The 22,385-nt window shown below is 42.1% G+C and carries 14 protein-coding genes and 3 pseudogenes; all 17 read right to left on the bottom strand.

Annotated features, from left to right (window positions below):
- Positions 1-109 precede the first annotated feature (109 nt).
- Positions 110-3,101 (bottom strand): annotated as a pseudogene (locus OO773_RS01650) (SNF2-related protein); the annotation flags it as partial.
- 1,107 nt (positions 3,102-4,208) lie between these two features.
- Positions 4,209-4,706 (bottom strand): annotated as a pseudogene (locus tag OO773_RS10205) (Eco57I restriction-modification methylase domain-containing protein); the annotation flags it as partial.
- 2,359 nt (positions 4,707-7,065) lie between these two features.
- Positions 7,066-8,919 carry a type IV secretory system conjugative DNA transfer family protein gene (locus tag OO773_RS01640; protein ID WP_176485806.1) on the bottom strand — a complete coding sequence of 618 codons (1,854 nt, stop codon included), beginning with the start codon at positions 8,917-8,919 and terminating at the stop codon, positions 7,066-7,068.
- Between the two features lie 64 nt (positions 8,920-8,983).
- Positions 8,984-9,445, bottom strand: a complete 462-nt coding sequence (locus OO773_RS01635; protein ID WP_073115515.1) for a hypothetical protein — start codon at positions 9,443-9,445, stop codon at positions 8,984-8,986.
- Between the two features lie 13 nt (positions 9,446-9,458).
- Positions 9,459-10,545, bottom strand: a pseudogene (locus OO773_RS01630) (RNA-guided endonuclease InsQ/TnpB family protein).
- A gap of 164 nt (positions 10,546-10,709) precedes the next feature.
- The gene (locus OO773_RS01625) at positions 10,710-10,985 is read right to left on the bottom strand and encodes a hypothetical protein (RefSeq protein WP_050780157.1); all 276 of its coding nucleotides are present in this window, start codon (positions 10,983-10,985) and stop codon (positions 10,710-10,712) included.
- Between the two features lie 11 nt (positions 10,986-10,996).
- Positions 10,997-11,968 carry a hypothetical protein gene (locus OO773_RS01620; protein ID WP_040499126.1) on the bottom strand — a complete coding sequence of 324 codons (972 nt, stop codon included), beginning with the start codon at positions 11,966-11,968 and terminating at the stop codon, positions 10,997-10,999.
- Between the two features lie 19 nt (positions 11,969-11,987).
- Positions 11,988-14,129 carry a collagen-like protein gene (locus tag OO773_RS01615; RefSeq protein ID WP_232087234.1) on the bottom strand — a complete coding sequence of 714 codons (2,142 nt, stop codon included), beginning with the start codon at positions 14,127-14,129 and terminating at the stop codon, positions 11,988-11,990.
- Positions 14,130-14,148: 19 nt separating this feature from the next.
- Positions 14,149-15,408, bottom strand: coding sequence for a DNA type IV secretion system protein ComB10 (locus OO773_RS01610; protein ID WP_040499125.1), 1,260 nt, complete (start codon positions 15,406-15,408; stop codon positions 14,149-14,151).
- Positions 15,398-16,927, bottom strand: coding sequence for a TrbG/VirB9 family P-type conjugative transfer protein (locus OO773_RS01605; protein WP_006564108.1), 1,530 nt, complete (start codon positions 16,925-16,927; stop codon positions 15,398-15,400). Before OO773_RS01605 ends, OO773_RS01610 begins: the two co-directional genes overlap by 11 nt.
- Entirely contained in the window at positions 16,924-18,015 is a 1,092-nt protein-coding gene (locus tag OO773_RS01600; protein ID WP_050780156.1) for a type IV secretion system protein, read from the bottom strand. Before OO773_RS01600 ends, OO773_RS01605 begins: the two co-directional genes overlap by 4 nt.
- Before the next feature lie 9 nt (positions 18,016-18,024).
- Positions 18,025-18,234: a hypothetical protein gene (locus OO773_RS09790; protein ID WP_141556969.1), complete on the bottom strand. Its 210-nt coding sequence runs from the start codon at positions 18,232-18,234 to the stop codon at positions 18,025-18,027.
- 4 nt (positions 18,235-18,238) lie between these two features.
- Positions 18,239-20,674, bottom strand: coding sequence for a VirB4 family type IV secretion/conjugal transfer ATPase (locus OO773_RS01590; RefSeq protein WP_034375719.1), 2,436 nt, complete (start codon positions 20,672-20,674; stop codon positions 18,239-18,241).
- Between the two features lie 12 nt (positions 20,675-20,686).
- Positions 20,687-21,007, bottom strand: a complete 321-nt coding sequence (locus tag OO773_RS01585; RefSeq protein WP_034375717.1) for a hypothetical protein — start codon at positions 21,005-21,007, stop codon at positions 20,687-20,689.
- A 19-nt stretch (positions 21,008-21,026) separates the two neighbouring features.
- Positions 21,027-21,290: a hypothetical protein gene (locus tag OO773_RS01580; RefSeq protein ID WP_034375715.1), complete on the bottom strand. Its 264-nt coding sequence runs from the start codon at positions 21,288-21,290 to the stop codon at positions 21,027-21,029.
- 10 nt (positions 21,291-21,300) lie between these two features.
- Positions 21,301-21,540 carry a TrbC/VirB2 family protein gene (locus OO773_RS01575; protein WP_050780158.1) on the bottom strand — a complete coding sequence of 80 codons (240 nt, stop codon included), beginning with the start codon at positions 21,538-21,540 and terminating at the stop codon, positions 21,301-21,303.
- A gap of 32 nt (positions 21,541-21,572) precedes the next feature.
- Complete coding sequence (locus tag OO773_RS01570; RefSeq protein WP_034375711.1) at positions 21,573-22,343, bottom strand: hypothetical protein; 771 nt, start codon at positions 22,341-22,343, stop codon at positions 21,573-21,575.
- Positions 22,344-22,385 lie beyond the last annotated feature (42 nt).

Here is a 22,385-nt window from a genome sequence, read left to right as displayed (position 1 = left end):
TCTGTTTGCTTGACTTATCAGATTTAGAGAGATGAAAAACCTGTGGCTGGCCTGCCTCATCATAAAGCCCAATGCTTACAGATTCTTTCTTGGGCTCTCTAAGCTCTAAAAGAGTGTTTAGAATACCTATACGCTCCTGTGTATACTGCAATGTGCTTTTGTTTCTTTGCAAACTCTCTTGTTTGAAGTGCTGTTCTTTTAAAAAAGCCTTGTAGAGATTCTCCTCTTTTCTAAGAGTTTGTCTTAATTGCACCTCTTGGACTATCAAGGGATTGCCTGTGGCTAAGGCTTTCATCTGCCCAGCATCCGCACTCCCCATTGTGATGTCCTCTAATTCTCTTAAGCCTAGTTTGTGGGCATTTCTAAATTGCTCTAAACTTTTGCTTTTAGTCTCAATAATCTGCCACATACGGCTATCATAGGTTTGTTCTGTGGCGTATCTAAAGAGTTTGATAGTGAAGTGTTCTGGGTCTCTTTCAAAGAGCACATTGCCCTGTCTAATCAAGCGCCCCTCCATTTGTAAGAGCTCATCAGGTCTCCAAGGACAATCCAAAAAATGCCCTGCTACTAAGCGTTCTTGTACATTTGTGCCCACTCCCATCTTAGCAGGACTACCCAGCAACACCCGCACTTCTCCAGCATTGACTTTTCTAAAAAGTTCTTGCTTTTGTGCCTCAGTCTTGGCATCGTGGATAAAGGCGATTTCACTTTGAGGGATGCCCAGTTTGACCAGTTTTCTTAACACATCGCTATAGACATCAAAGGAAGCACTCTTAGCTACTTCTGTATCTAAATCTAGGGCTTTTGCCTGTTGTTCTGCTAATGCACTCTCTAATTCCTGCTGGCTAGGGGTGATGGCTTGCCCCTGCTCATTGTATTCTGTTAGACTCTCTAAAAATTCTTGCACGCTATCTGGGGTATTCTCTTGAGTATTCTCTTGGGTGCTCTGCTCTAATTGCACCCTTTGGCTATGCACTTTAGGGGTGGACAAGCTAATAAAGACTAACTGCGTGCCCTTGTCCTTATCCCACTCTTTATATTGCTCATAGATTTGCACAGCCATCGCTGCACTCTTAGAGTATGCATCTTGCACTTTTGCATTTGGATCAATCAAACGATAATCTAGGGCTGCTTTTCTAGCATCTGTGGTGCAAGCTAGGATATTGTCCTCTCCTATCTCTGGCTTTTTGCCCTTTAACACATCGCTATAGACATCAAAGCTGCCTTCATTGAATTTGCCACTCTCATCCTGCACCCCAATAAAGCGCGCCACCTCCTCACTTCTTGGCACAACAATATTGATAGGCTTGCACCCCTCTATGGGTGGCACAAAGTGGGGATTAAACTTTTGGATGTCTATATTGCTAATGACATCGGCAAAACTCCTATAGAGTGTGTTCAACTCTTGCACATTATTAAACTTAGAAAAACGGCTCACCACCTTGTAATTCTGTGCGCTGGTGTCTAGTTCTAAATCTGCTTGGATTTGTCCAAAGGTCTGTGCCCAGTCATCAAAGGTATCTATGCCCTTGTCTTTGAGAACCTCTGGCTGTAAGTATCTTTGTAGATGGTAGAGCTCTGCAATGCTATTAGCAATGGGTGTGCCAGTTAAAAACATGATCTTAGCCCCTCTGTTATGCAGGTATTGGGTCTTGACAAAGAGATCGGTGGCGCGTTTAGAGCCTTGTTTGTTGCCCAGTCCTGCCACACCCTGCATATTAGTGCTAAAGCCTAGATTCTTAAAGAGATGGGCTTCATCTACAATCAGATTGTCAATGCCCATCTGGCTAATGTCTATGTGGCTTTTGTTTTCTGCCAACAACTTAGAATACCTCACCCCTATGTGCTTGATAGCCTGCTCTTCAGCGCGCACACTCATCACAGCAGATTTATCTAACAACCCGTCCCTGACCAGTTTTCGCAAATATTCATTGCCATCGCGCAATGCCTGCTCCTCCTCAGCCCACATATCCGTAATAGTCTGTTCAGGATTAGCCAAAAACTCCAACTGGCTATGGGCAATGATGACTGCATCATATGCATTGTTGGCAATCTGGTTATAGAGTTGCTCGCGTTGCTTAGGGCTAAAGTCCTCACTCTCCACCACTAAGACATTGGCATTGGGGTAGGCTCTATAAAACTCTTGTGCCCACTGCTTGGTTAAATGATTGGGCACAGCAATCAAGCTCTTATTGACTAGACCCATACGCTTTTGCTCCATACAACTCGCAATGGCTACTAAAGTCTTGCCTGCGCCCACTTGGTGATCTAAACAAACTACCCTTTCTTGGATGGCTCTAAAGATAGCATTCTTTTGGTGCGCTCTAAGTTCAATATTTTGATTAAAGCCCTCCAAGCGCACATGCGATCCATCATAGCTTTTAAGCACATTAGTATTAAAGGTGTCATTATAGATTTGCTCTAAATGTGTGCGCCTATCATAGTCTGCATAAATCCACTCTTTAAAGGCTTCTTGGAGTTGTGTAGCTCTCTCTTGAGCTAGGGTGCTTTGTTCCTCATCTACGACCATAATGGGCTTGCCATTCTCATCTGTTTTATTGGGGTCGGGGTATTTAATCTCAAGAGGGCTGTTGTTCAACACACACTCTAGTAAGCGCGCCCCACTCATTTTTATTCTGTCAGAATGGTTTTTGTCTCTAATGCCTAAGAAGTCTAATTCTTCTGTGTTATTTACATGAAAGCCTCTAGTTTTAGCCACACAGAGGCACTTTTCTACATACTCTTTAATGGCTCTAAAGATAGCATGCTTGTCTGTAATGCTCTCTAACCTGCTCTAAGAGGAATTGCTCATAGTATGTAGGGGGAATCCAAGGCGTGCCTAAATGCAGAGCAATGTCTATAGCCTTGATGTCTACAGGGATGATAGCCTCTAGGGCTTGGACATTTTCTATTAAGTCCTCTCTGCCTGCCTCTATGGCTTGTTTGGCTTCCTTGAGCTTTTGCTTGACATTCCCACTCAAATAATCACTGGCTAAGACATAGCTAGAGTTTTCTAAATGGCTCTTAAAAATCAATTTTTGCTCTAAAAGTTCCTCTAGTGTTTTCTCTATACTTTGACTTACAAAATGCTCAGCAATAAAGGCTAAATCTAATCCCCCCGTTTGGCTCACACTCGCCATTAAAGCCTCTTTGGCATTGTTGATCGTGAATGTTTTTTGAGGGGCTAGGGTGCGCTTGAAAAAAATGTCTGCTTTTTGAGCGCTGGGTTTTCTAAGAGATAAGCCTTGAGCCTGTGCTTGGGCTTTGTTAATGCCCTTATCAAAGTCTCTTTCTAAGCCCAAGACTCTAAAGCCATACAAGTCCCCTTTAAGGTCTTTGCGGTTTTTGTTTTCATTCAAATAGCCAAAGGTTTTCACAAACCCATCATAGAGAGCATTGAGCTTTTTTCTCTTGGTTTCTAACTCCCCATCGGTGCTTAAAGGGTTGAGCTCTGCTTGGATTAAGTCATGGAGCGCATCTCTTAGAGGGATGAAAGCTTGGATGCGCTTTTTTTGCATTTTTGTTTTGATGGTGGGGACTTGTTCTAAGAGGTAAACTTTATCTAAGGTATCCACATCCCAATCTGCAGCCTTGAATCTGTAAATCTCTCCTTCAAACTCTACATAATTGCCCGCTTTTGCGTTTGCACAGATTTGGGCATATTGGGCAAACTTGTGGTGTGAGCGATCTAAAATCACAAGCCCTTGAGGATACTCCGTCTTTCTATATCTGTAAATGTCCTTTGGCAAAGTAGAGATGAGAGAAGAGATGGCTTGCTTTAAATCTAAAGAGGCTTGGGGGGTGTTGGTGAGCTCCATACCCTTGTTAGCCACGCGCGCCTGCAGATTCCCCAAGATGTGCTCAGGGTGGTTGATAAAATACTCATTGAGGCAAAAACCCAAGAGTTCTTTTTTATTCTTTTCAAAAAAAGCGTGTATTTGCTCCTTTTGTGCCTCATCCCAATCTGGGACAACTAACTCTGGCGTGCTAGCAGCCTTGTTAATCCCTAAAAGTTTATCAATGTCCTTAGCTAGTCTAAGATGCTCGTGGGCAGTTGTGCCTTTGATCAATTTTTTGTGAGCAGTGAGCACATCTAAATCTAGCTTTTCACCTACCCTGTAATAGGGGGCAGAGCGCATAAAATCTTGGTTGAGCTCTGTATCTTGTCCCTTTTTAAAGAATATGACATCTGTCGTAACTTCCGTGCCTGTGCCCTTGAACACATTACTAGGCAATCTAATCGCTCCTAAGAAGCTAGCTTGCTTGGCGATGTGCTCACGCATTTTACTATCTTTTGCATCTAAAAAAGAGCTAGTGATGACAAAGGCTAGAATGCCATCTTCTTTTAAGTGTTTAAGGGCTTTGCCCACAAAGTAGTTGTGCACACTTGCCCCGCTTAAATCCTTATCTCCATCGTAAATGACATCCTTTCCATAGGGAGGATTACCCACAAAGGCATCAAAATCATGGGTGAAAGTAAATTCTTCAAACTTCTTAAGCTGGATATTTTGGTTAGGATGGAGGGTTTTGGCAATCCTCACACCCACACTATCTATTTCTGTAGCACTGAAGTGGTAGTGAGCATTAGCTGGGGCATAGCTTAAAAAATTCCCCGCTCCCACACTAGGCTCAAAGATTTCTTTGGTGTTGCCATCCTTGTTAAACCCAAAATGCTCCAAAGCCTCATAAATGGCATCTACTATCATCTTAGGGGTGTAATAGGCATCTAGCACGGATGCGCGGGCTTGGATGTATTGCCCTCTGTCTATAGTCCGCAACAACTCCAAGAACTCTTTCCCCTCTTGGCTTGAATCAAAGAAGTTGCTCATAGAACCCCACCCACTATAAGCGCTTAGAATTTTTTGTTCCTCATGGGTGATTTCTTTTCTGCCCTCTATTCTGAGTCGGTTTAAAAGCTTAAGAGCTGCCACATTGGCTTCATAGCGCTTTTTAGGAGTGCTGGGGGCATGCTCCTCTTGGGTCTTAAAATCGCGCCGATGATTGCCTACTGCTTGTGTGCTTGCCTCTTGTGCGTCCTGTGCATGGGCACGCTCAACTCCTCCCCCTATTTCAGAGGCATTTAGTTCTGGTGCACCAATGCCTCTAGACTCATATTGGAGTGTGCCATCAACTCCTTGTCCCTCTGCAGGCACTCCCAGTAATTCCTCCCTGTGCAGCAGGGGTCTATGATCAAATAGTGATAGGGATTGATTCTTGCTTCTTGGAGAATTTCCATATCTGTTATCCCCTCTGCGCGCTGAATCTGTGCCTGTGTGCGATCCAAGATCGCTAACTCCATCTGTGTTTGGTCGCGCACTATGTAGAACAGAATGTCTAGGTGCAGATGATAGATCATGTGAGGAAACCAGCTCCTCCAGCGATCCAGTAGCAAAAACTCGTAACCCTCCATTTTCTCGTGGTTGTATAGCCACATCAGTTGCTCCCAACGCTCTGGATTTGCCTTCTCTATTTTCTCCCTCAATGTCTCCAACTCCAGTGGATGGATGGGCATGCGCTCTAGGGGATAAATCCCCTTCTGGATTGCCTCCTGATAAAGCAGAAGATCCGCGCGCTCCCTCTCTTCTTTCTGCCTCTGCTCCTCTTTGTGCTCCATCACCCTCTCTAAGCCTATCTGAATGCTCAGTTTCAGATGATGCCAATCGTAATGTTGTGCTAGCTCTTTCATCCCCTCCTCCCCCAGACTCAAGAAGTATCCCCTCTGCTGTGGGCTCAACTCTTGGGCTAGTTTCTCCCACTTCTCCCACAATTTCTTCATCTCCAACCATGGGTCGTCCTTGTCTATCCCCATACTGCTTTGTATCGCCTGCATAAACTCCTCTATGCTCGCTTCTTTCATGGTCTTCTCCTAGTGATGTAGATTCTATAGACCCTGAGCTTATAACACGCTCATTGGGTGCTGGTGCTGAAGTTTTGGGCTTGGACTCTTGGTGAGTCGTGTATTCCCTCTGCTTTGCAGTTGCAGGTTTGTGTTCTAGGGGTTCATTAGGAGGTATTGGGGTAGTATCCTCTGTAGCGGTTGCAGTATTATCTTGTTTTATATTATCTTGTGTAGTATTGTGTGTTGCAGTGTTGTCTATTGTTGTATTCTCTTGTATGGTATTATCTTGTATTTTATTTTCAAGTGTGCTGTTGTCTGTGCCATCTGGCTGCTTTGCATTGATTACTTGCTCTGGTGTCTGCATAAAATTAACATGTTCATCAGGAAGGGTTGGGGTGGAGGGTTCTTGTGGTGCTTGGATAGTAGCTGTGCGTTCTTGTTGTGTGGGAGGGGCAAATTGTGCCACTAGCTGATTTAACTGATCTAAAATTGCTGTATTTTGAGCCTTGAGCATCTCTAATTCTTTGGTGTGCTCTTTTAAATCAGCCTCACGCTCTGCTTGTAATCTCTGCACCTCTGCTTTTAAAATATCCACTTGAGTTTGTAGATCACTTACTTCAGACATGCGTTCTGTGTTCTCTTGCTCTATTGCAGGGAATCTAGCCTGCATGTATTCTTGTAGCTGTGTGTAGTGCTCAGAACTAAGCTCATTTTGTAAATCAGAAAGGCGCACCTGCGCGCTGTGTTCTTGTCTGTGCAAACTTTGAGGATTAGGCTCTTTAAAAAGGCTGGTGTCTAAGGTAGAAAACACTTCCACATTATAGAGGTCTGTTGTGTTGAAAATAGGCTCTACTAGGACATTGCCCTCTTTATCTTTTCTCTGTAGATATGAAATACTAACCTTTTCTATGCTCCCTTGTGGGTTTTGTTTGTTTCTGGTGTTTGCCTTGATGTAGGCAAGCTCTTTGGGGTCTGCACCTAATAGCCTTGCTCTATTTAAAGAAATCCACTGGTTTTTGTTATACCCACACTCTAACATCTTAGCATCTAGAGCTAAAGCGTGCAAGTCCGTATAAAAATTGCCCGTGCTAGGGTTATAGGCTTTCTCTAAACTCTGTGCCTGATCTAAGCGGATGTGCTGGCTTTTTAAGTGTGCTACTAATTCTTGAGCCTTGAAGTGTGTGAATGCGCTCTTGCGTTCTGGTAAAGACATGTCTTTCCACATCTTAATCTCCTAAGTTTGGATTTGTAGTTTCAAGTTTCCAGCCAACCCGCCCTAACAATTCTTTATCCTTGAAGTAAAAATTAGCCTTGAGCTTTAAGGGGGTTGCCTTTTTGCCTGTAACCATGATGATCACTTCATTATCAGGGATGTTTAAAATGTCTTGGGGGGTGAGTAATTCTTTACCTTCTAAAGAATAAGAGCTTGTGCCTCCAAAAACTAGTTGGCCTTTCTCTGTGGAAGTATTTTTACTCAAACGGGTGAATTGCCCCACCTCCTTAGAGATAATTTCTGCATCCTCAGCACTATTCATCTTAAAAACAATGTTGTAATGCACCACACCCTTTAACACCTTGAGTTCATCATCGCTATAGTATTTTCTAATCATCGCATAGTCTTGAGTGATGAATAAGGGAACAACATTGTAACTCCTGCACAGCGCAGGCATTTCTAGCAAAAAGGGCAGTTTGCCAAAGCGCACAAACTCATCTAAGATGAAGTAGATGCGCTCATTAGGCTTTTTGCTCTCCTCAAGCAATAAATTTTTAGCAATGCTCTCTAATAGCGTTCTAATAAGCGGAGCTAGAGTGGTGATGTCTGTTTGGGCAATTTTGATATAAAGCGTGATGTTTTTCTTTCTAAAATCTGCATATTCAAAGCTCATCTTAGAAGTGGCTTCTTTGACTTGTGGGCTTTTAAACACACTCACAAAGCGATTAAAGGTAGACTTGATGCTAGCAAATTCTTCCTCTGCTGCATTTGCCCAGCCCCGCGCATCATTTCTAATAATCTCATCTAGCGTGCCCTCTGAGCGATGCTCTGGCTCAGGTTCATTAGGATCGTAATTTCTAGGATCGTTCACATCTATGTATTTTTGATCGCTCACTTGCAGATAAAAGAGCTGGGCGGGATTGGCATTGGGATTTTGCACCAAATTACCATTTTGATCGTGCTGGTAAAGCATCTTATAATACTTGCTTTGAGGATGGATTAAAGCCACAAAATCTTGATTAGGACCCATGGCAATGTCATAGAAGTTTGATTGGTTCTTAGTGCAAACATCATAGAGGGCATAAAAAGAGAACAATTCCCTAGCCTTAGCCACCCAGTGATCCTCTTGTTTGTCCTCTTGGATAAAGATATTATTAGCCACCTCTTGCACTAATCTAAGCTTAGAATCAAAGTTCATCGGTTCTATTAAGTGCTTGTCAAAGGGATTAAAAAAGCAAGTGTTATCCTTTCCAAATGGATTAAAGATGAAAATCTTATTGTGTAAAGCCTGTTGTCTATAGCCTGCACTCACAGAGCAAAGCTCGCCCTTAATGTCTGTAACAATGCAAGAAGTGGGCAGGTTTAAAAGATTGGGGATAGCTATTGCTGCACTCTTGCCCGCTCCGGGGGGTGCAACAATCATCGCCCCTAAAGGCTTGTCATAACACACACTCTTAGCAAAGGGAAAACCAAACTTACCCAAAATAAAACCCTTGTTAAAGCACACACCTAAAGGATGGATGGTCTTAAAAAAGCCTTCTTTAGAGTAGATTTTAAAACACTCAATGTCTTTCACCCCTGCCCATTTGGCATAGCCATGGGTCTTTTGTGCGGTTTTGGGTAGGAGCAAGTAGAGAGTGGCGATTAGGGGTGTGAGAGCTAGAAGGGCGGTGCAATAGACTTCAAATTTTAAATCTAACACACTTGCGCCCTGTTGCAAACCTAAGATGATAGAATGTGAAAAGATATAGGCATCGTTAAAACTATGCAATCCCTCAAAGGCATACCAATTAGCTAGTATGAAAAATACCGGTATGCCTAGCACGCTTAATAACAAGCTCATCCAAGCGATAAATTGTTGTTTCATGATGGCTTCTTATTTGTAGTAAGAGAACAGGAGTGCTTAGTCTGATAGCCTCTAAGGGCTCTTTTTAGAGCACTGGCTTTTCTCTCTCTTCAATGTCTGTATAGATTTGACACAAGAGCTCTAAGAGTAATTTTCTTAAATGCCAAATGTTCTCATCTATCTTTTCTATTAGAATGAAAGCCTGATTCCAAAATGGGGGTTCTAGCGGTGTGTTCTTTTTAGTAGCAATGTTAGCATGGTGCATCATTTGATTCAAATTAGAAGCATTGGCATTCATCTGCACATACAAGTGCTGGTTAAGCTCAATAATTTTAAAAATACTTTCAAAGTAGGTTCTAATGGGCTTTGGAGGTGTGCGATAAGACCTGGGATTTGAATTTAAAATTAATCTTTCTATGAGAGCTGTTAGGCTTATATTCTGGTGCTTGAGCATCTGTTCTTGCAGAATGGTTTTAGCCTTTTCTCCTACATAGCACTGGATTTTGACATACTCCCCATAGCTAAAGCTAGGGGATTCTGGGATCATCAAAGCTTGCCCGCTAGGCGGGTCTTACAGCTTCTCCTCCAAGAGTGGATGCCCCCACTCTATGAATATTAATGCTTGCGTTTAAATCTCTATCCAAAGAAAACCCACAAGAGGGGCAATTAAAGATTCTATCTTTGAGGCTCAAGTCCTCTTTAACCTCCCCACAGCTAGAACAAGTTTTAGAGCTGGGATAGAATCTATCAATCTTAACCACTTGGGTTTTTCTCTCCAAGATAGCCACAAACTCACCAAAAGCCAAATCATTAATCTTGCGCCCCCAAAGTTTAACCATACCCTTCAGGTTCAAATCTTCAATGAAAATAGTGGCGTATTGTTTGGCTAGGCTATTAGCAATCTTGTAGAAAAAGTCTTTTCTAAGATTTTGGACTTTGCGGTGCAATCTAGCAAGTTTTAGCCTAGCCTTTAGGCGGTTATGACTGCCTCTTTTCTTTTTGGATAGGGAGCGAGAGCAAGCACGGATCAAAGGCAAGAATTTAGAGAAAAATAAAGGCGATGGGATTTGTGTGCCATTAGAGCATGTGAGAAAAGTTTTTAACCCAAAGTCAAGCCCCACGCTGTTACCGCCTGCGGGCTTAAGGTTATCCTCTGTTTCGCACACCAAGCACAAGAAATAATCGCCTAGATTATCTCTTTTAATGGTTAAGGTCTTGGGTTTGCCTGCAAGGTCGTAGGTTTTGACAAACTTAAAGCGATAGCCATTAAAAGAGATAATGTTGTTTTGGATTTTATAACCTGTTCCCCCCTTAAATGTGAAAGATTTGGTATAAAGCCACCTTTTTAAATCGTGGTGGTCTACCTTGTTTCTTAAAAAATCTTTTATAAACCTTGTCTATCCTCCCTACTAGCTCTTGCAAGGTTTGAGAGCCTAGAGTTTTCAAAAAAGCAAAGCGTGCTGTTCTCTTTAGTTTAGTGATATGCTTTTGCAAGGTATAAAGCTTTAAATGCTTTTTAAAAAGTCTAAAATACCGCTTATGCAAAGCGATACAATGATTGTAGCAAATGCCATAAAGGCGCAGAAGTTTGCTTATATGCTTATTTCTGCTTGTGCTGTAGAGTTTCTGCTTGTAGGCGATGAGCATAGAACTATATTATACACACTTTGCTTGAAAAACGACCAAACATGCGCCTTATATCCCCATAGCTAAAGCTAGGGGGTTTACGGCGCGGTTGCTAAGTAGGGCAAAAAGCTCTCAATGCAGGCTTTTAGGTTTCTGTATTTAGCAAGCGGGCTTAAATCTAACATTTAAGTCCTTTTCCTTTGCAAGCTTTCTAGTTCATCGCACAATTCCTTAGCCTTGAGCAGTTGCTTGTGGTGTTCTCTTTCATAGGCTAAAGTGGTGCTCTGGATTTTGGCATTCAATTTTTCTATCTGTTCGCGCAATTTCTTTTCTCTTTGATCCATAAAGCTCAAAGCATCCATGCGCTGTAAAAGTGCTTGTGCATCTATGACTGGGTTTGCTGTGCTAGGGTTGTTATCCATCTCTGTCCTTTGAATGGGGTTAATCTCTTGGTTTTGCATTGCATCCTTTCCTAAAACAGATACGCATAATTCAGGCTGATATAGCTGCTATTGTTAAGCTCTGTTCTAAAGCTGTCAAACAGCACCTCTGCTTTGAAACGCCCACTTTTTTCTTGGATAGTGCTCTTTACGCTGGAGGTGTAGTGGATTGCTCCTCCAAAACGATAATTGATGCCAAACTGGTGGTGGTTTAAGTAGTAGTGCAAACCAATGGTGGGGTAGAATCCTTGATTGAAAATATTTTTAGGGCTGGTAGGCGTGAGAACCCCTATGCGTGTGTGAAAAGCTTCAATACTGGCAAAGTATTCATACAGCCGCCACCCAACTCCCACAGATAAGCCCAAAGTGTGGCGGTGTTTGCCGATGTGGTTGAAAAAATCATAGACATACTTCACATCTAAACCAAAGCTTAGAGGCGTGTAGGTGGTAGTTAGGCTTGTTCTGACATCTCTCATAGGAGTATTTACAACACTAGGCGTGCCTCCATACAAGTGTGCACTCACCTTAATCCCGTGCTTTTGGGTATTGCCAAAGTAGTGCTGATAACCCCCCACTATTCCCATATTAAAATTAGCCCTCTTTGCTCTGCCCTGATAAAATACTAGAGTATCTGTTGCACCATTTAACCTGCTCAAATCTTCTCTTAAATCTGTTCCACTGATAGTTATCTCAGTACCCAAGAACCAACCATTTTTGATGAATATCGCCCTGCTATGGCGCTGTGCTTTAAGCTTTTGTTTTTCTTGCTGCATCACTTGCTTTTGCAAGGTTTGTGCGTCTAATAGGGGTCTCTCTTGAAGGGTTGGTATCTGTTTTTTCTGCGTTTTTACTAGCGCTTGTTGTGTTTCTGCTCTCTTTGGGGGTTCTGGGGCGTTCTCTGTGGGTTCTGTAGCATCTGGCATATGGGCTAAAAAGCCCTCTGTATCCTCTGTAGCGTACAACATCCCTAAGAATCCTAAAATTAACAATGATGGTTTGTACATAAAACTTCCTTTGGCTAAATTAAGGTAACACAAAGTCATTGTGCTGGGCACAACTATAGTTAGCATCAGGAGTCTCTCCCCAAGTGCAATACTTAGCCTTGCTACTAGGCTTCCAAGATTCTCCACTGCGTGTAGAGTAATTCAGGCACAAATTGCCATTGCCCGGATGATAGTTTTGTTGCTTCCAAGCGTTAAATTCAGGTGTGTTGATAAGTCCTAAGACTCCTGTATTCAAATTGAGTTTGTTAGACAGGATCACTAGCTCTACATTGTGGCGATAAGTATCATCTAAGTTGCGCGCGTTAATGTCTATTGACAGAGGTGTGCGCTGGAGTTCTTTTTTGGCTTTAGAGACATAGTAAAACTTATAGGTGTTGTATTGTGCCTCATCATCCCCATCATTTCTAGGGCGGATATAGACCTGTGTTGTGCCGGTATTGATGGTTTTATACTCTGTGCTCCATTTAGCTATGGTTCTTAAATCGCCATTGTAATAAGCCGTGTAGTCTTTTGATTTTGTCCAGCTGCTCCAGCCATCATCACAATGAGAATACGAAGTCCTATTGCCACTGCCTAAAACCCTCTCTTTGATTTCAAAAGTCCTGTATTCTGGCAAATCATAGGAGCTGCCCTTAGAAGTATCCAAGTCATCTACTTCTTCATTTTTCACAGAGCTGGTGGTGTTGATTTGCGTGTAGGGTTGCACAACCTTGGGGGTTTTGCCCAGTGCTGCGCTGTAATCACAACCCGTTACATTGTAGTAGGCATTGGCCATTGTATCAAAGGCTCTAATCTGTGTGGGTCTGGTGGCTTGCAAACTCCTATCATCAAACTCCCATTTCCCACACGCATACTCTTGATAATCCAACTCAATGGGGCTCACAATGCCATGCGAGATGAAGACTTTTTTCTTGCTCACCGGATCAATGTAGTATTGATCCACAATGCGCCTCACTTTCTTAGCTGCGCTGTCATTATCATATCTGATGAGCTCCTCTTGCACATTGGCAAAATCGCTACAATCTTTAGCCATATGGATGAGGCCATCTGCTCCTCTAAAGAGGATTTGGGTCTGAAAAAAGCTTGCCTGCCCACTTCCATAAGCTTTATCCTTAGTCGTTTGCAACTTGCACTTGCTGTCATCTTGGTAGAGTGCAAATGCATACTCAGGACCTTGCAAATCCACACACCCTCCGATGTTAAAGCTTTTGTTTTCTCTATTGATAAAGTAAAATTGTGTTTGCTTAATGGCTTTGCCTTTTTCAAAATCATAGCGGTAGCTACACACATTGTCATCTCTGTAAGCTTGCATGGATACGCATTTGCCATCGCGATCTACGATATTAATATCCATCTGGTTACCATGCCTAATAGGCGCGCTGCAAAACAGCGTGGTGTATGGGCTGGCACTAGCTCCACTAGCTGTGTTGTTGCTAGTAGCATTGCCCCCGCTGGTACCATTCCCATTACTAGCACTACTTCTATTATTAATCCCCTCTGCCAATGGCAAGGGCATGATAGAGCTCCCAGTTAATCCTAACCCACTCCCTAAAGGTAATCCACTCCCTAAAGGATAACTATTAGAAACAGAGCTATTGCCTCCAGCAATGGGAGGGAAGGGATTGTTGCCTTGCATGCTATTTGCACCTACAGCCCCTCTAGCACTTGTAACACTCCCACCACTGCCCCCTGTAGCTTCACTAACACCAGATCCACTAGTTCCTAACCCCTGTGTCTTGCTTGCTACAAACCCTCCCCCGCCCTTATTAGCCCGGTAAGCTTGCCTATCCACACCTAACAAGTTGGCTATCTCTGCATTATCCTCTCCACCTAAGACAATCCTTGTGCCTTTCTTTAATCCTCTCTTGCCTCTAGTCTCCTTAATGGCGCTGGGCTGGGCACTCAGAGTTCTATAATTTTCTGCTTTTTTGATGTGCGTGATGGTGAAAAGCACGCTTTTTTTATTCCTAGAGACTTGGTATTTTCCCAGAGCCAACAATTCCTTGTGCACACGCTTTTTGAACACCACATAACCACTCAAATCCCCCTTTTTCTTAAAAAAATCAATGCTATGATCTATTTGGATCACCAAAGCGTGGGCATAGATAGGCAATAACAAAGCTAAGAAACACCATTTTATTAGGCTAAAACTCATTTTCATTATCTTTCTCTTTGTTAGGCTAAAACTCATTTTCCTCATAGCTTTCCTCCTGTGATTTAACAACGGGCTTTTTCTCTTTAAAAAATTGTGCGAGGACTTCCCCATGCCTAGGCTTAGGGATGAAGATGTCTAAATTAGGGGAGATAAAAACACGGCTTCCTTCTCTAATGATGATAATAGGATTGATACGGGCTTTGTCTGCTAGGATTTGTCCTACGATCTGATTGAGGCTCATCCCTGTGTTGCGGGTCAGTTGCATCAAGAGATAGTCCCCAAAAAAAGGGTTGCCCACCCCTGCCTTATTCTGTCTATTAGCTAGAGCAGAGGTGAGCGCGATGAGCAAGCCATTAGAGAGAGTGGAGGTGAGTAAGGGCATGCCATATTTAGAGAAGTTACGGGCAATGACCTTACCAATCAACCCATTATAGCCCTTCACATCTACGCCTCTAGCATTGGTGAGCATGATATTAATGCCTTGAGGTGTGATAATGCGCGTCCATGCAATGTTGAGGCGGTATTCACCTATCTTATTGTTGTTATTGTAATAGCCAATAACCTTTGAGCCCTTAGGGATGAGCACAGCCCTGCCCATATTGGCAAAAATATCTGTCTCCACCTGTGCAGTAACCTTGCCCGCAATTTGGCTAGAGATGGGCGTGATCAGAAAGGCTGGAATCATCTTATCAGCGGTGATCGTTCTTAAGAGCTTATTCTCATTTGTACCTTTATCTTGGGCTTTGAGATTTTCAAAGCTATCTACTCCATAGTCAATCTCTGCTTTGGGCGCATCTTTGAGGGGCTCAAAGGGGCTCATTCTAGAGTTTAAGAGCTCTAATTGCTCTTTGGTGAGTCTTCTGGTGCGTGGGGGCACAATAGGAGCAACAGGCTGGGGTGTTGCCACACTCCCAATAGACTTGGGTGTCTCTGTGTTTTTAAGCACCACCACTTGTGGAAGTTTCTTAGCTTCTTGCTTGGCGCTCTCTAAGGCTTTCTCTAGGGCTTTGTTTTGCGCTTCTAGCTCCTTGTTGATGGTGTTGTAGTCTTTTTTGGTGTTGTGCTGGTGTGTTTCTATCTGTGGCAAACTCTGGAGCTGGTCTTTTTTCTTGCCATTGACAAAAAAATAATCACTCAAAGGATAGGTGCTCTCCTCTAACTCAAGGATTTCTTCTTTAGACTTCTCTGTGCTCTTATCCACTACTATGGCTAGCACAAACAAACCTAAAGCTCCCCCCAGCACAATCCCTCCTCTTTTGAGCCATTTCTTGGTGTTAGCATCCATTTCTACTCTTTGAGTGGAGTTTTTTGACACAAATATAGTCCTTGCCCATCTTCAAATCCCACACATCACTCACATCCTCAGCAATGATATAATCACCTACCACACGGCTATTAACTGGATTGTCATAGCCATCAACAACCTTGTAGAGCACGGGAAATTTAGAATGCGCATTAGCTCGATCAAACTTAAAATAGGTGAATTGCTGATCGTTGAAAATATCTAAGGGCTTGAAAGCGTGGGCTTTCTTACTAGGCTTTTTGCAAATCCAGAAACAATACCATTTGCGCTTTTTAAAGGGCATAATCACATAACCGCGCTCTATCTTAGACTTTTCAATGTAGATGTGGTTGATCGCATCGCCAATTCTAAGATATTTGCCATCATCACTCACTTGGGCGGTGTAATCTAGTTTCTTAAAATCATCCTCTGTATTGGGGGATTTTCTAAAATCTTTAGTGTGGTTAGTGATTACAGAAAAAGCATCGCTAGCATAGCGGCGGTTAATTTGTTCAGGGGATAGTGCTTTGGGTGGCTCTTTGCTTGGCAAGTGGCTTGGTGTGCTTTTGTGCGCTTCTGTCTTTGGTTTTTTCTTGCGCTTGGCTGTCTTCTTGTGCGCCGTTGGCTTTTGGGGTGTTGTGTTGTTCTTTGTAGTGGTGGGCTCTAACACTTTTTCCTCTGCTGGCTTTCTTAAAGGCTTGAAAAAATCCTTAGAAGAGACATAGACAATGAGTGCGGGGGTCTTGTGGCTGGTGTAGTTTGTAGAAAAGATATAGAAACTATAGACCTTCCCACTCTTGCCCACAATGGTCAAATTACTATCCACGCCAATTTGCAGGGGCTTAATGAGCAAGATGTTGCCAATCAAGTGTTCTTTATCTGTGCCTAGCATTTTAGTAGAAAAGCCAATCTCATCGCCTAAAATGACTTGAGAGATGTTGTCATTGAAAATGAAAGTGGTGGTCATGGCATAGCGCAAACGGACATTGTAGGTTTCGCCAATGTGATAATCAATGAAGGTGGTGTTATCTCTCTTGGAGTGCCTTTTGCTAAAAAAATTAGATTGGATGGCGTGCAAATTCTGCATAGGGGCAAGTGAATCGCTCTCTTTGTCCTCAAAGCTATCCTCAACACTATCATCATTGCCACTCTTTCTAACCAAACCTTTGTTTTCTAGGATAGTTTGGGATTTGGAATTGTCTTTGAAAGCAGAAACTTTAGGCTTCTCTTCTTGTGGCTTGACAGGCGTTGGCTTGGAACTAAAGGGTGTGGGTGCACTGGGGGGTGGTGCATTTGGAGCGGTGTATGGGTTTGTAGGGGGTGTTGGCTGGCTTTTAGGGGCTGGATAGGGGTTTGGGTGTGCTGGGGCTTGATGATCTACAGGATGATCAAATACAGGAGGCATATACCCATCGGCATTCTGGGCTTCTGCGTGTAAAGTGCTTAATAAGATTGCGTTAGCACATAGAGATAGAGCGTATAGAGATACAAGGGGCGTGTGTGTTCTATTTATTACCCTCATTGCCCCTCTCCTTTATTCCCTTTATCTTGGTAAATAATCTTGCTCCTAGGGAGCTTATGGATTTTATGGGTTGTATCTAGCGCCTTGATTGTTGCTATTTCTGTAATGGAGTATTTAAGAACTTCAAATCCTGTAGGATTTTTGGGCATGGAGTTATAATCAAATTTTAATTTTTCTAAGAAAGTAAAGCTCAGGGTGATACGGTAACGCTTCTCATAGCTCAAATAGCCCTGATTGAAGAGTTTTACCACCACATCAGACACGGCAATATTTTGCGCCTTGCCTTTTTTGTAGATAGAGATATTGATGATCTTGACTTCTCTATCAATATTTTCGTTAGTATAGATGCTATGCTCTCCAGCTACCAAACCCTCAAAGGTTTTAAACACTGCGCTTGTGCTCTGCAGGCGCACACTCTCATAGCGTTCTTGATCGTCTATGTGGTTGATGGTCTCTCTATTGAGGATGTAGCTACCCACCAAAGCGCGCATCAAGGCTTCATTTTGCTCTATCTTGGCATCCGCACGCTGGATGATGGCAAAATGCTTGTCTGCATTGGCAAAGTCTATGAGCACGGGCTCAACCCTAACTAAGGGCATCATCAACACAATGGCTAGACTCAAAGCAATCACCACAAAGCCCCCTAGTAAGACAAACCTAAAGGCTACTTGTGTCATCTTTCTCTCTAGTCTAAACACACTCCCAAGGTCTAGTTGATCAAGTGTGAATTTCTCTATCTTGTTCTCAATCTCTGTTTGGACTTGGTTTAAATGTGCATTGAGAGTAGCCTGCATCTGGGGTAACACATTAGACTTGATTTTTTGCTCTAATTGCTCAAAATCTAATTCCTGTTCTGCTTTTTGTCTGCTGATGTGTTGGGTCTGTGCTAAGTCTAGCTTGCTTGTATGTTCCTCTATATCTTTTTGTTCTCTGTCTGTGTTGTCTTTTTGATCTAAGAGCTCTAAAAGAAGCGCAACACTGAGTTTGGCAAATTTTTCATAATCTGCTTGTTCAAATGAGACTTGGGTGCTAAATTGCTCTGCCATCCTAGCAAACTCTGCACGCCTCTCTTGCAAACTTTCAGACATGGTTTAGCACTAGCACCGTAAAGTCTTAGCCTTAAGCGCGGGGGGTATGTCAACCACGCTAATCCCTAATTTAGCTATAAAAAGATCAGGTGTGTTTGCACACGGCGATTTTTTCATCTCTATAAACTTGTCTGAACAGCCACACAGCAAAGCAAGAATGCCTAAGAATAGTAGCGTGAGGGCTAGGTTCACTAGAGCAATTTCAAGGTATTTTTTCATCTTTTTACCCATGCACAAACACTTCTCTCCAGCTAGTTGGGTATTGTTTGATTAAATGCTTGATATGTGCCATAGTGCTGGCATTAGAACTAAAGATAGGCAAATACTTACCTAGAGCAGCCAAACTCACATCCACCACATTAGAAGTGCTATCATTCATATTTTTAATTAAAATCTGGTGGCTAGAAACATTGGTGTTTTCTAGGAAATGGCGTTCTAAATCGCTAAGTTTGATGCCAAACTGGTCTTTGAGCTTGTCTGTATTGATGTTCTTTTGGGGATAGAAGATCAGTGTGCCCATATTTTTAATAAAGCTGTCGGCATTTTTCACTTCATCTAACTGGTGGATGTCTTGCAAAGCCAAAGCAACCACCCCATTGACCTTGCGCGCTTGGGTGATGATGAGATTAATCTTGTCATTCATCAGCGCATTTTGCGCATAGGATTTAAACTCATCAATGAAGCAAAAAAAGCCCCGATTGGTGTGCAAGGCTCTATGGATGAGCTTATAGAAAATGTAATAAGCAAGTAGCCCTGCGTCTTTTTGGTTGTTGATCACAGAATCCATATTAATGGTGGTGATGCGGCTTTTAAACTCTAGGCAATCCTCTCTGGCATTGAAAATGGGGTTTTGCAAATAAGGCTCTAAAGTGCCTTTGATTTGTTCAGATTGTGTCTTAATAAAGGTGTTGGTGAACTCTTCTAAGGTATAGGGCTCATAGGCTTCTTGCTGCTTGCTCTTTTTCTTGTGGTCTGCATACATACTCCCAATAGCATTGCGCACGGCATTTTGATCTTCTGTGAGCTCTTTATCTCTTTTGTTGGTAGATTCAATGCCTAGCATGTAAGTATAAAAGCTCCACAAAAACTCTACATTTTCTTTAGAGTCCTCTAAAGTCAAAGGGTTAATGTAAAACTCCTCATCATTGTTATACACCCCTCCAAAGTATTTAGTGAAGGAATACAAGCCATTGAGTCTATCTAGGGCTAAAATGTCTAAATTTGGGTATTTCAAAGCACTCATCATCAAATAGCTCATCAAGGTGGTCTTGCCTGCTCCTGTTGCTCCGATAATCATCGTGTGTCCATTGACTCTAGCAATATTGTGGGCTAACACGCCCTTGTGTTGCACTTCTTGGTTGTGGAAATTGAATAAATAAGGGGAGTGATCTAAGTTTTTAAACACGCTCAAGGGCATATCCCCCCAAGAGTTGGCTTTAAAGCCCCTGTTATTCTTTTCAAACAAGATCAAGGCCGCCATCACGCTAGAAGTCTGGTATCTAGCTCTATAGTTTAAGTCCATCCGACCCGGAAAGAAAGAAAAGTAAGAGGGTATCATCCCGATAGTCTCCTCTTTGCTCACCAAGCCTTCATTGTTAAGCAAGTTTAAAACCGCCTCAGTGTGTCTGTCTAAACTCTCTTTGCTTTCTGCTCTGATGAGCACATTCAAGGCAATTTTTTGCATAGAGAGTCTAGAAGCTTGCACCAGATCAATGTATCTATCTAACTCCTCTTTGACAAAATTAACAAAACTAAATTTCTTGCGTACTTTTAAGAAATGCAAACTCTCAAAAATGCCCAAAGGCTCTATAGAAAAGATAATGTCTAGCTCACATGCATAGTGTAACAAGCAAGAGAGAGCCACAGAAGTGATGGTTTGGTTTTCATAGTTTTTCACGCCTACAAAGCGTTGGTAGGTGGTTTTGCCCTTAAAATTGATCAGGAAGTAATCTTTTCTAAATTCTACATCACTAGCAATATAACTATCGCTGAGAATGCCCATTTTAGGTTTTAAAGGAATGTTAAAGCCATTGATATATTCGGCATAAAATCTAAGGGCTTCTTGGCTGTTAAGCTCTCTAGGGTTGAAGTCTTTGAGTGCATGGCTTATTCTCTGCATGGTTGCTTTGAGCATGGAGTGCTTGTTAATAAAGGTGATGTTTTTTTGCTTGGAGCGCTCTTGATTATCTTGGCTCTCTGCTATAGAAGTGCTCATCTCTAGCTTTTTCTTTTCAAAAAAGCTCTTAAGCGTGCCTGTTGTGCTCTCAAAGACAAGATAGTAGCGGTTATCATAAATCTCTTTGCTCTCAAATCCTGCAATGATAGCCCTAGCATAAGGATTATCTATCTGTGTATTCTGCTTGATTTGCTCTTTTCTTCTTTTAGCCACAATTCTTAGATGCACACCTAGAGGGATACTATCTAATGCACTCTGGCGGGCATTAAAGTAATGTTCTAAATCCTGTTGCATCAAATTCAAGTAACTCAAGCCCTGCAATTCCAACAACCCTACTAAATTCTCTTGTTTGGTGATTAAAAATTGGGAATCGTAGATGCCTAGAATATTATTTTCCTCAACCATAGAGTAGGTTTTAGGCATCAAGCCTGCTAGATAGTCAATGCTCTTGTGTTTGCAAAATGTAAACAAATCACTTAGCATGGCTTTTCTTCCTTAAGGGTTTAATATGGGCTCTTGTACACTTTTTAAGTGCGCTGAAAGTTCTTGCTCTAATTTCTCAAATATGGCGTGTGCTTCTTTGTAACGCCCTTGTTCTGCTAAAGTACCCCCAAGATAAATGAAAGCTTCTGCCACTCTATCCATCACTTTTTGCAATTCTTGGAGCTTTTTTTCTTTGATCTTAGAATTAGAAATGGGTGGAAAAGATTTCTCTAGCATAGAAACTAGAAAAGTTTCTAAATCCACACCAAACTTCTTGGCATACTTCTTGCACTCCTTATAAGTGGAGTCCTTAATCTCAAGATTGACTTGCATCGTGTTTTCCTTTAAAGTTTCACGCATAAAATTTTGTGCTCTTAGTTTTGATTTTAGAGCGCGCAACTAGAATATCGCTAATGTCTTCATCAAAAAATTCTAAAATGCTAAACACTAATAAAAGCACACCATAGAGCAGCAAGGCATATAAGACTCCAATAGTGGGTAGTAACACGAAGGGCACAAGCAAGCAGATTAAAAAACTTTTGGCATTGAGCCATAAGAATTTTTCTTTGCTAGAGATTTCTCTTAGATTAGGCACACTCACCTGCACAACTTGCATCTATTCTCCTTTATTGAAAAATTTGCATCAACCAAGCAGATAGCTTAGGCGCACCAAAAAAGACTAAAGAGCCTAACACCACGCCTAGAACTGTCAACAAAATCTCTTTCCACCGATCCAAGTTTTTCCACACAAAGATACCAATGCCTATGAAGATGATGGTTAAAATTAGTTTGGCACTGCCACTACTTAACCAAGATTGGATGGCATTTTGCAGATTCTCCAAGCCCCCAGCTTGCAATACTCCCATACAAAGTAAGACAAATGCTTTTAGATATTTCCTCACGCCGCTTCTCCTAAAACCATTTGACTCTTTAAAGCTTCTATGAGATTTTTCTTCACAATAGCAAGCTGGTAGAAGCACTTCATATTAGGGATTTGCTTACCTGTGAGTTGCTCATAGGTTATGAAGATGGTGGTGTTAGGATCATCCAAAGGGCTAAACTCTAAGATCACATCATTGAAACGGCGCATACGCCCCCTATCTTTGGGGGACTTGAGTGTAAAAAGCCCATGTCTGCCCTTTATTTTAAAAGCCACTTCTTTTAAAGCTTGGACAATCTTTTTAGCATAAGCTAGAATAGCCAAGAAAAAAGGTGTAGGGATGTTGGCTCTCTTGTTGATTCCAGTGTCTGTATAGCCCTTGATCTGTCTGTAGTCATTGAGGTAGATGTAGGTGTAGCGGTGTTTACCCTTGATGAGCTTGATAAAACCCTTATCTTGTAAGATATTCAAATTCAAGTTCAAGGTTCTAGGGACAATTTGGAGTGCATAGTGTGCATAGTGTCTATCTAGGGCAATTTTGTTGCTTTTGGCTTGGAGTGCGATTTTAGCTATCAAGAAAAAGAGTTGCTTAGCTCCAAAAGAGCCATAAAAGCTTGTGCCATGCTCATCACACAGCAGGGCGATATTAAAGAGTTTGTAGTCTATATCCTGTGTGTATTTGAAGTAGTGCTCTTTGGTTTTTTTAGAGTATTGGATATTGGCATTCTGGAGTTGTTTTAAATCTTTAGAGTTGAGATTGGGTTTGATAATCTTTCTGGTATAAGGCATATAAACCTCTCTGTATCTTCTTGTATGTATTCTTTAAGTGAG

This window comes from Helicobacter suis HS1, from assembly GCF_026000295.1.
Classification (GTDB): Bacteria; Campylobacterota; Campylobacteria; order Campylobacterales; family Helicobacteraceae; genus Helicobacter; species Helicobacter suis.
This window is presented reverse-complemented; position numbering and strand designations above follow the sequence as displayed.

Excerpts from the sequence above, each read along its gene's own strand:
- OO773_RS01640 (WP_176485806.1), bottom strand. The coding sequence starts at position 8,919 with ATGAAACAACAATTTATCGCTTGGATGAGCTTGTTATTAAGCGTGCTA.
- OO773_RS01635 (WP_073115515.1), bottom strand. The coding sequence starts at position 9,445 with ATGATCCCAGAATCCCCTAGCTTTAGCTATGGGGAGTATGTCAAAATC.
- OO773_RS01625 (WP_050780157.1), bottom strand. The coding sequence starts at position 10,985 with ATGCAAAACCAAGAGATTAACCCCATTCAAAGGACAGAGATGGATAAC.
- OO773_RS01620 (WP_040499126.1), bottom strand. The coding sequence starts at position 11,968 with ATGTACAAACCATCATTGTTAATTTTAGGATTCTTAGGGATGTTGTAC.
- OO773_RS01615 (WP_232087234.1), bottom strand. The coding sequence starts at position 14,129 with ATGAAAATGAGTTTTAGCCTAATAAAATGGTGTTTCTTAGCTTTGTTA.
- OO773_RS01610 (WP_040499125.1), bottom strand. The coding sequence starts at position 15,408 with ATGGATGCTAACACCAAGAAATGGCTCAAAAGAGGAGGGATTGTGCTG.
- OO773_RS01605 (WP_006564108.1), bottom strand. The coding sequence starts at position 16,927 with ATGAGGGTAATAAATAGAACACACACGCCCCTTGTATCTCTATACGCT.
- OO773_RS01600 (WP_050780156.1), bottom strand. The coding sequence starts at position 18,015 with ATGTCTGAAAGTTTGCAAGAGAGGCGTGCAGAGTTTGCTAGGATGGCA.
- OO773_RS09790 (WP_141556969.1), bottom strand. The coding sequence starts at position 18,234 with ATGAAAAAATACCTTGAAATTGCTCTAGTGAACCTAGCCCTCACGCTA.
- OO773_RS01590 (WP_034375719.1), bottom strand. The coding sequence starts at position 20,674 with ATGCTAAGTGATTTGTTTACATTTTGCAAACACAAGAGCATTGACTAT.
- OO773_RS01585 (WP_034375717.1), bottom strand. The coding sequence starts at position 21,007 with ATGCAAGTCAATCTTGAGATTAAGGACTCCACTTATAAGGAGTGCAAG.
- OO773_RS01580 (WP_034375715.1), bottom strand. The coding sequence starts at position 21,290 with ATGCAAGTTGTGCAGGTGAGTGTGCCTAATCTAAGAGAAATCTCTAGC.
- OO773_RS01575 (WP_050780158.1), bottom strand. The coding sequence starts at position 21,540 with ATGGGAGTATTGCAAGCTGGGGGCTTGGAGAATCTGCAAAATGCCATC.
- OO773_RS01570 (WP_034375711.1), bottom strand. The coding sequence starts at position 22,343 with ATGCCTTATACCAGAAAGATTATCAAACCCAATCTCAACTCTAAAGAT.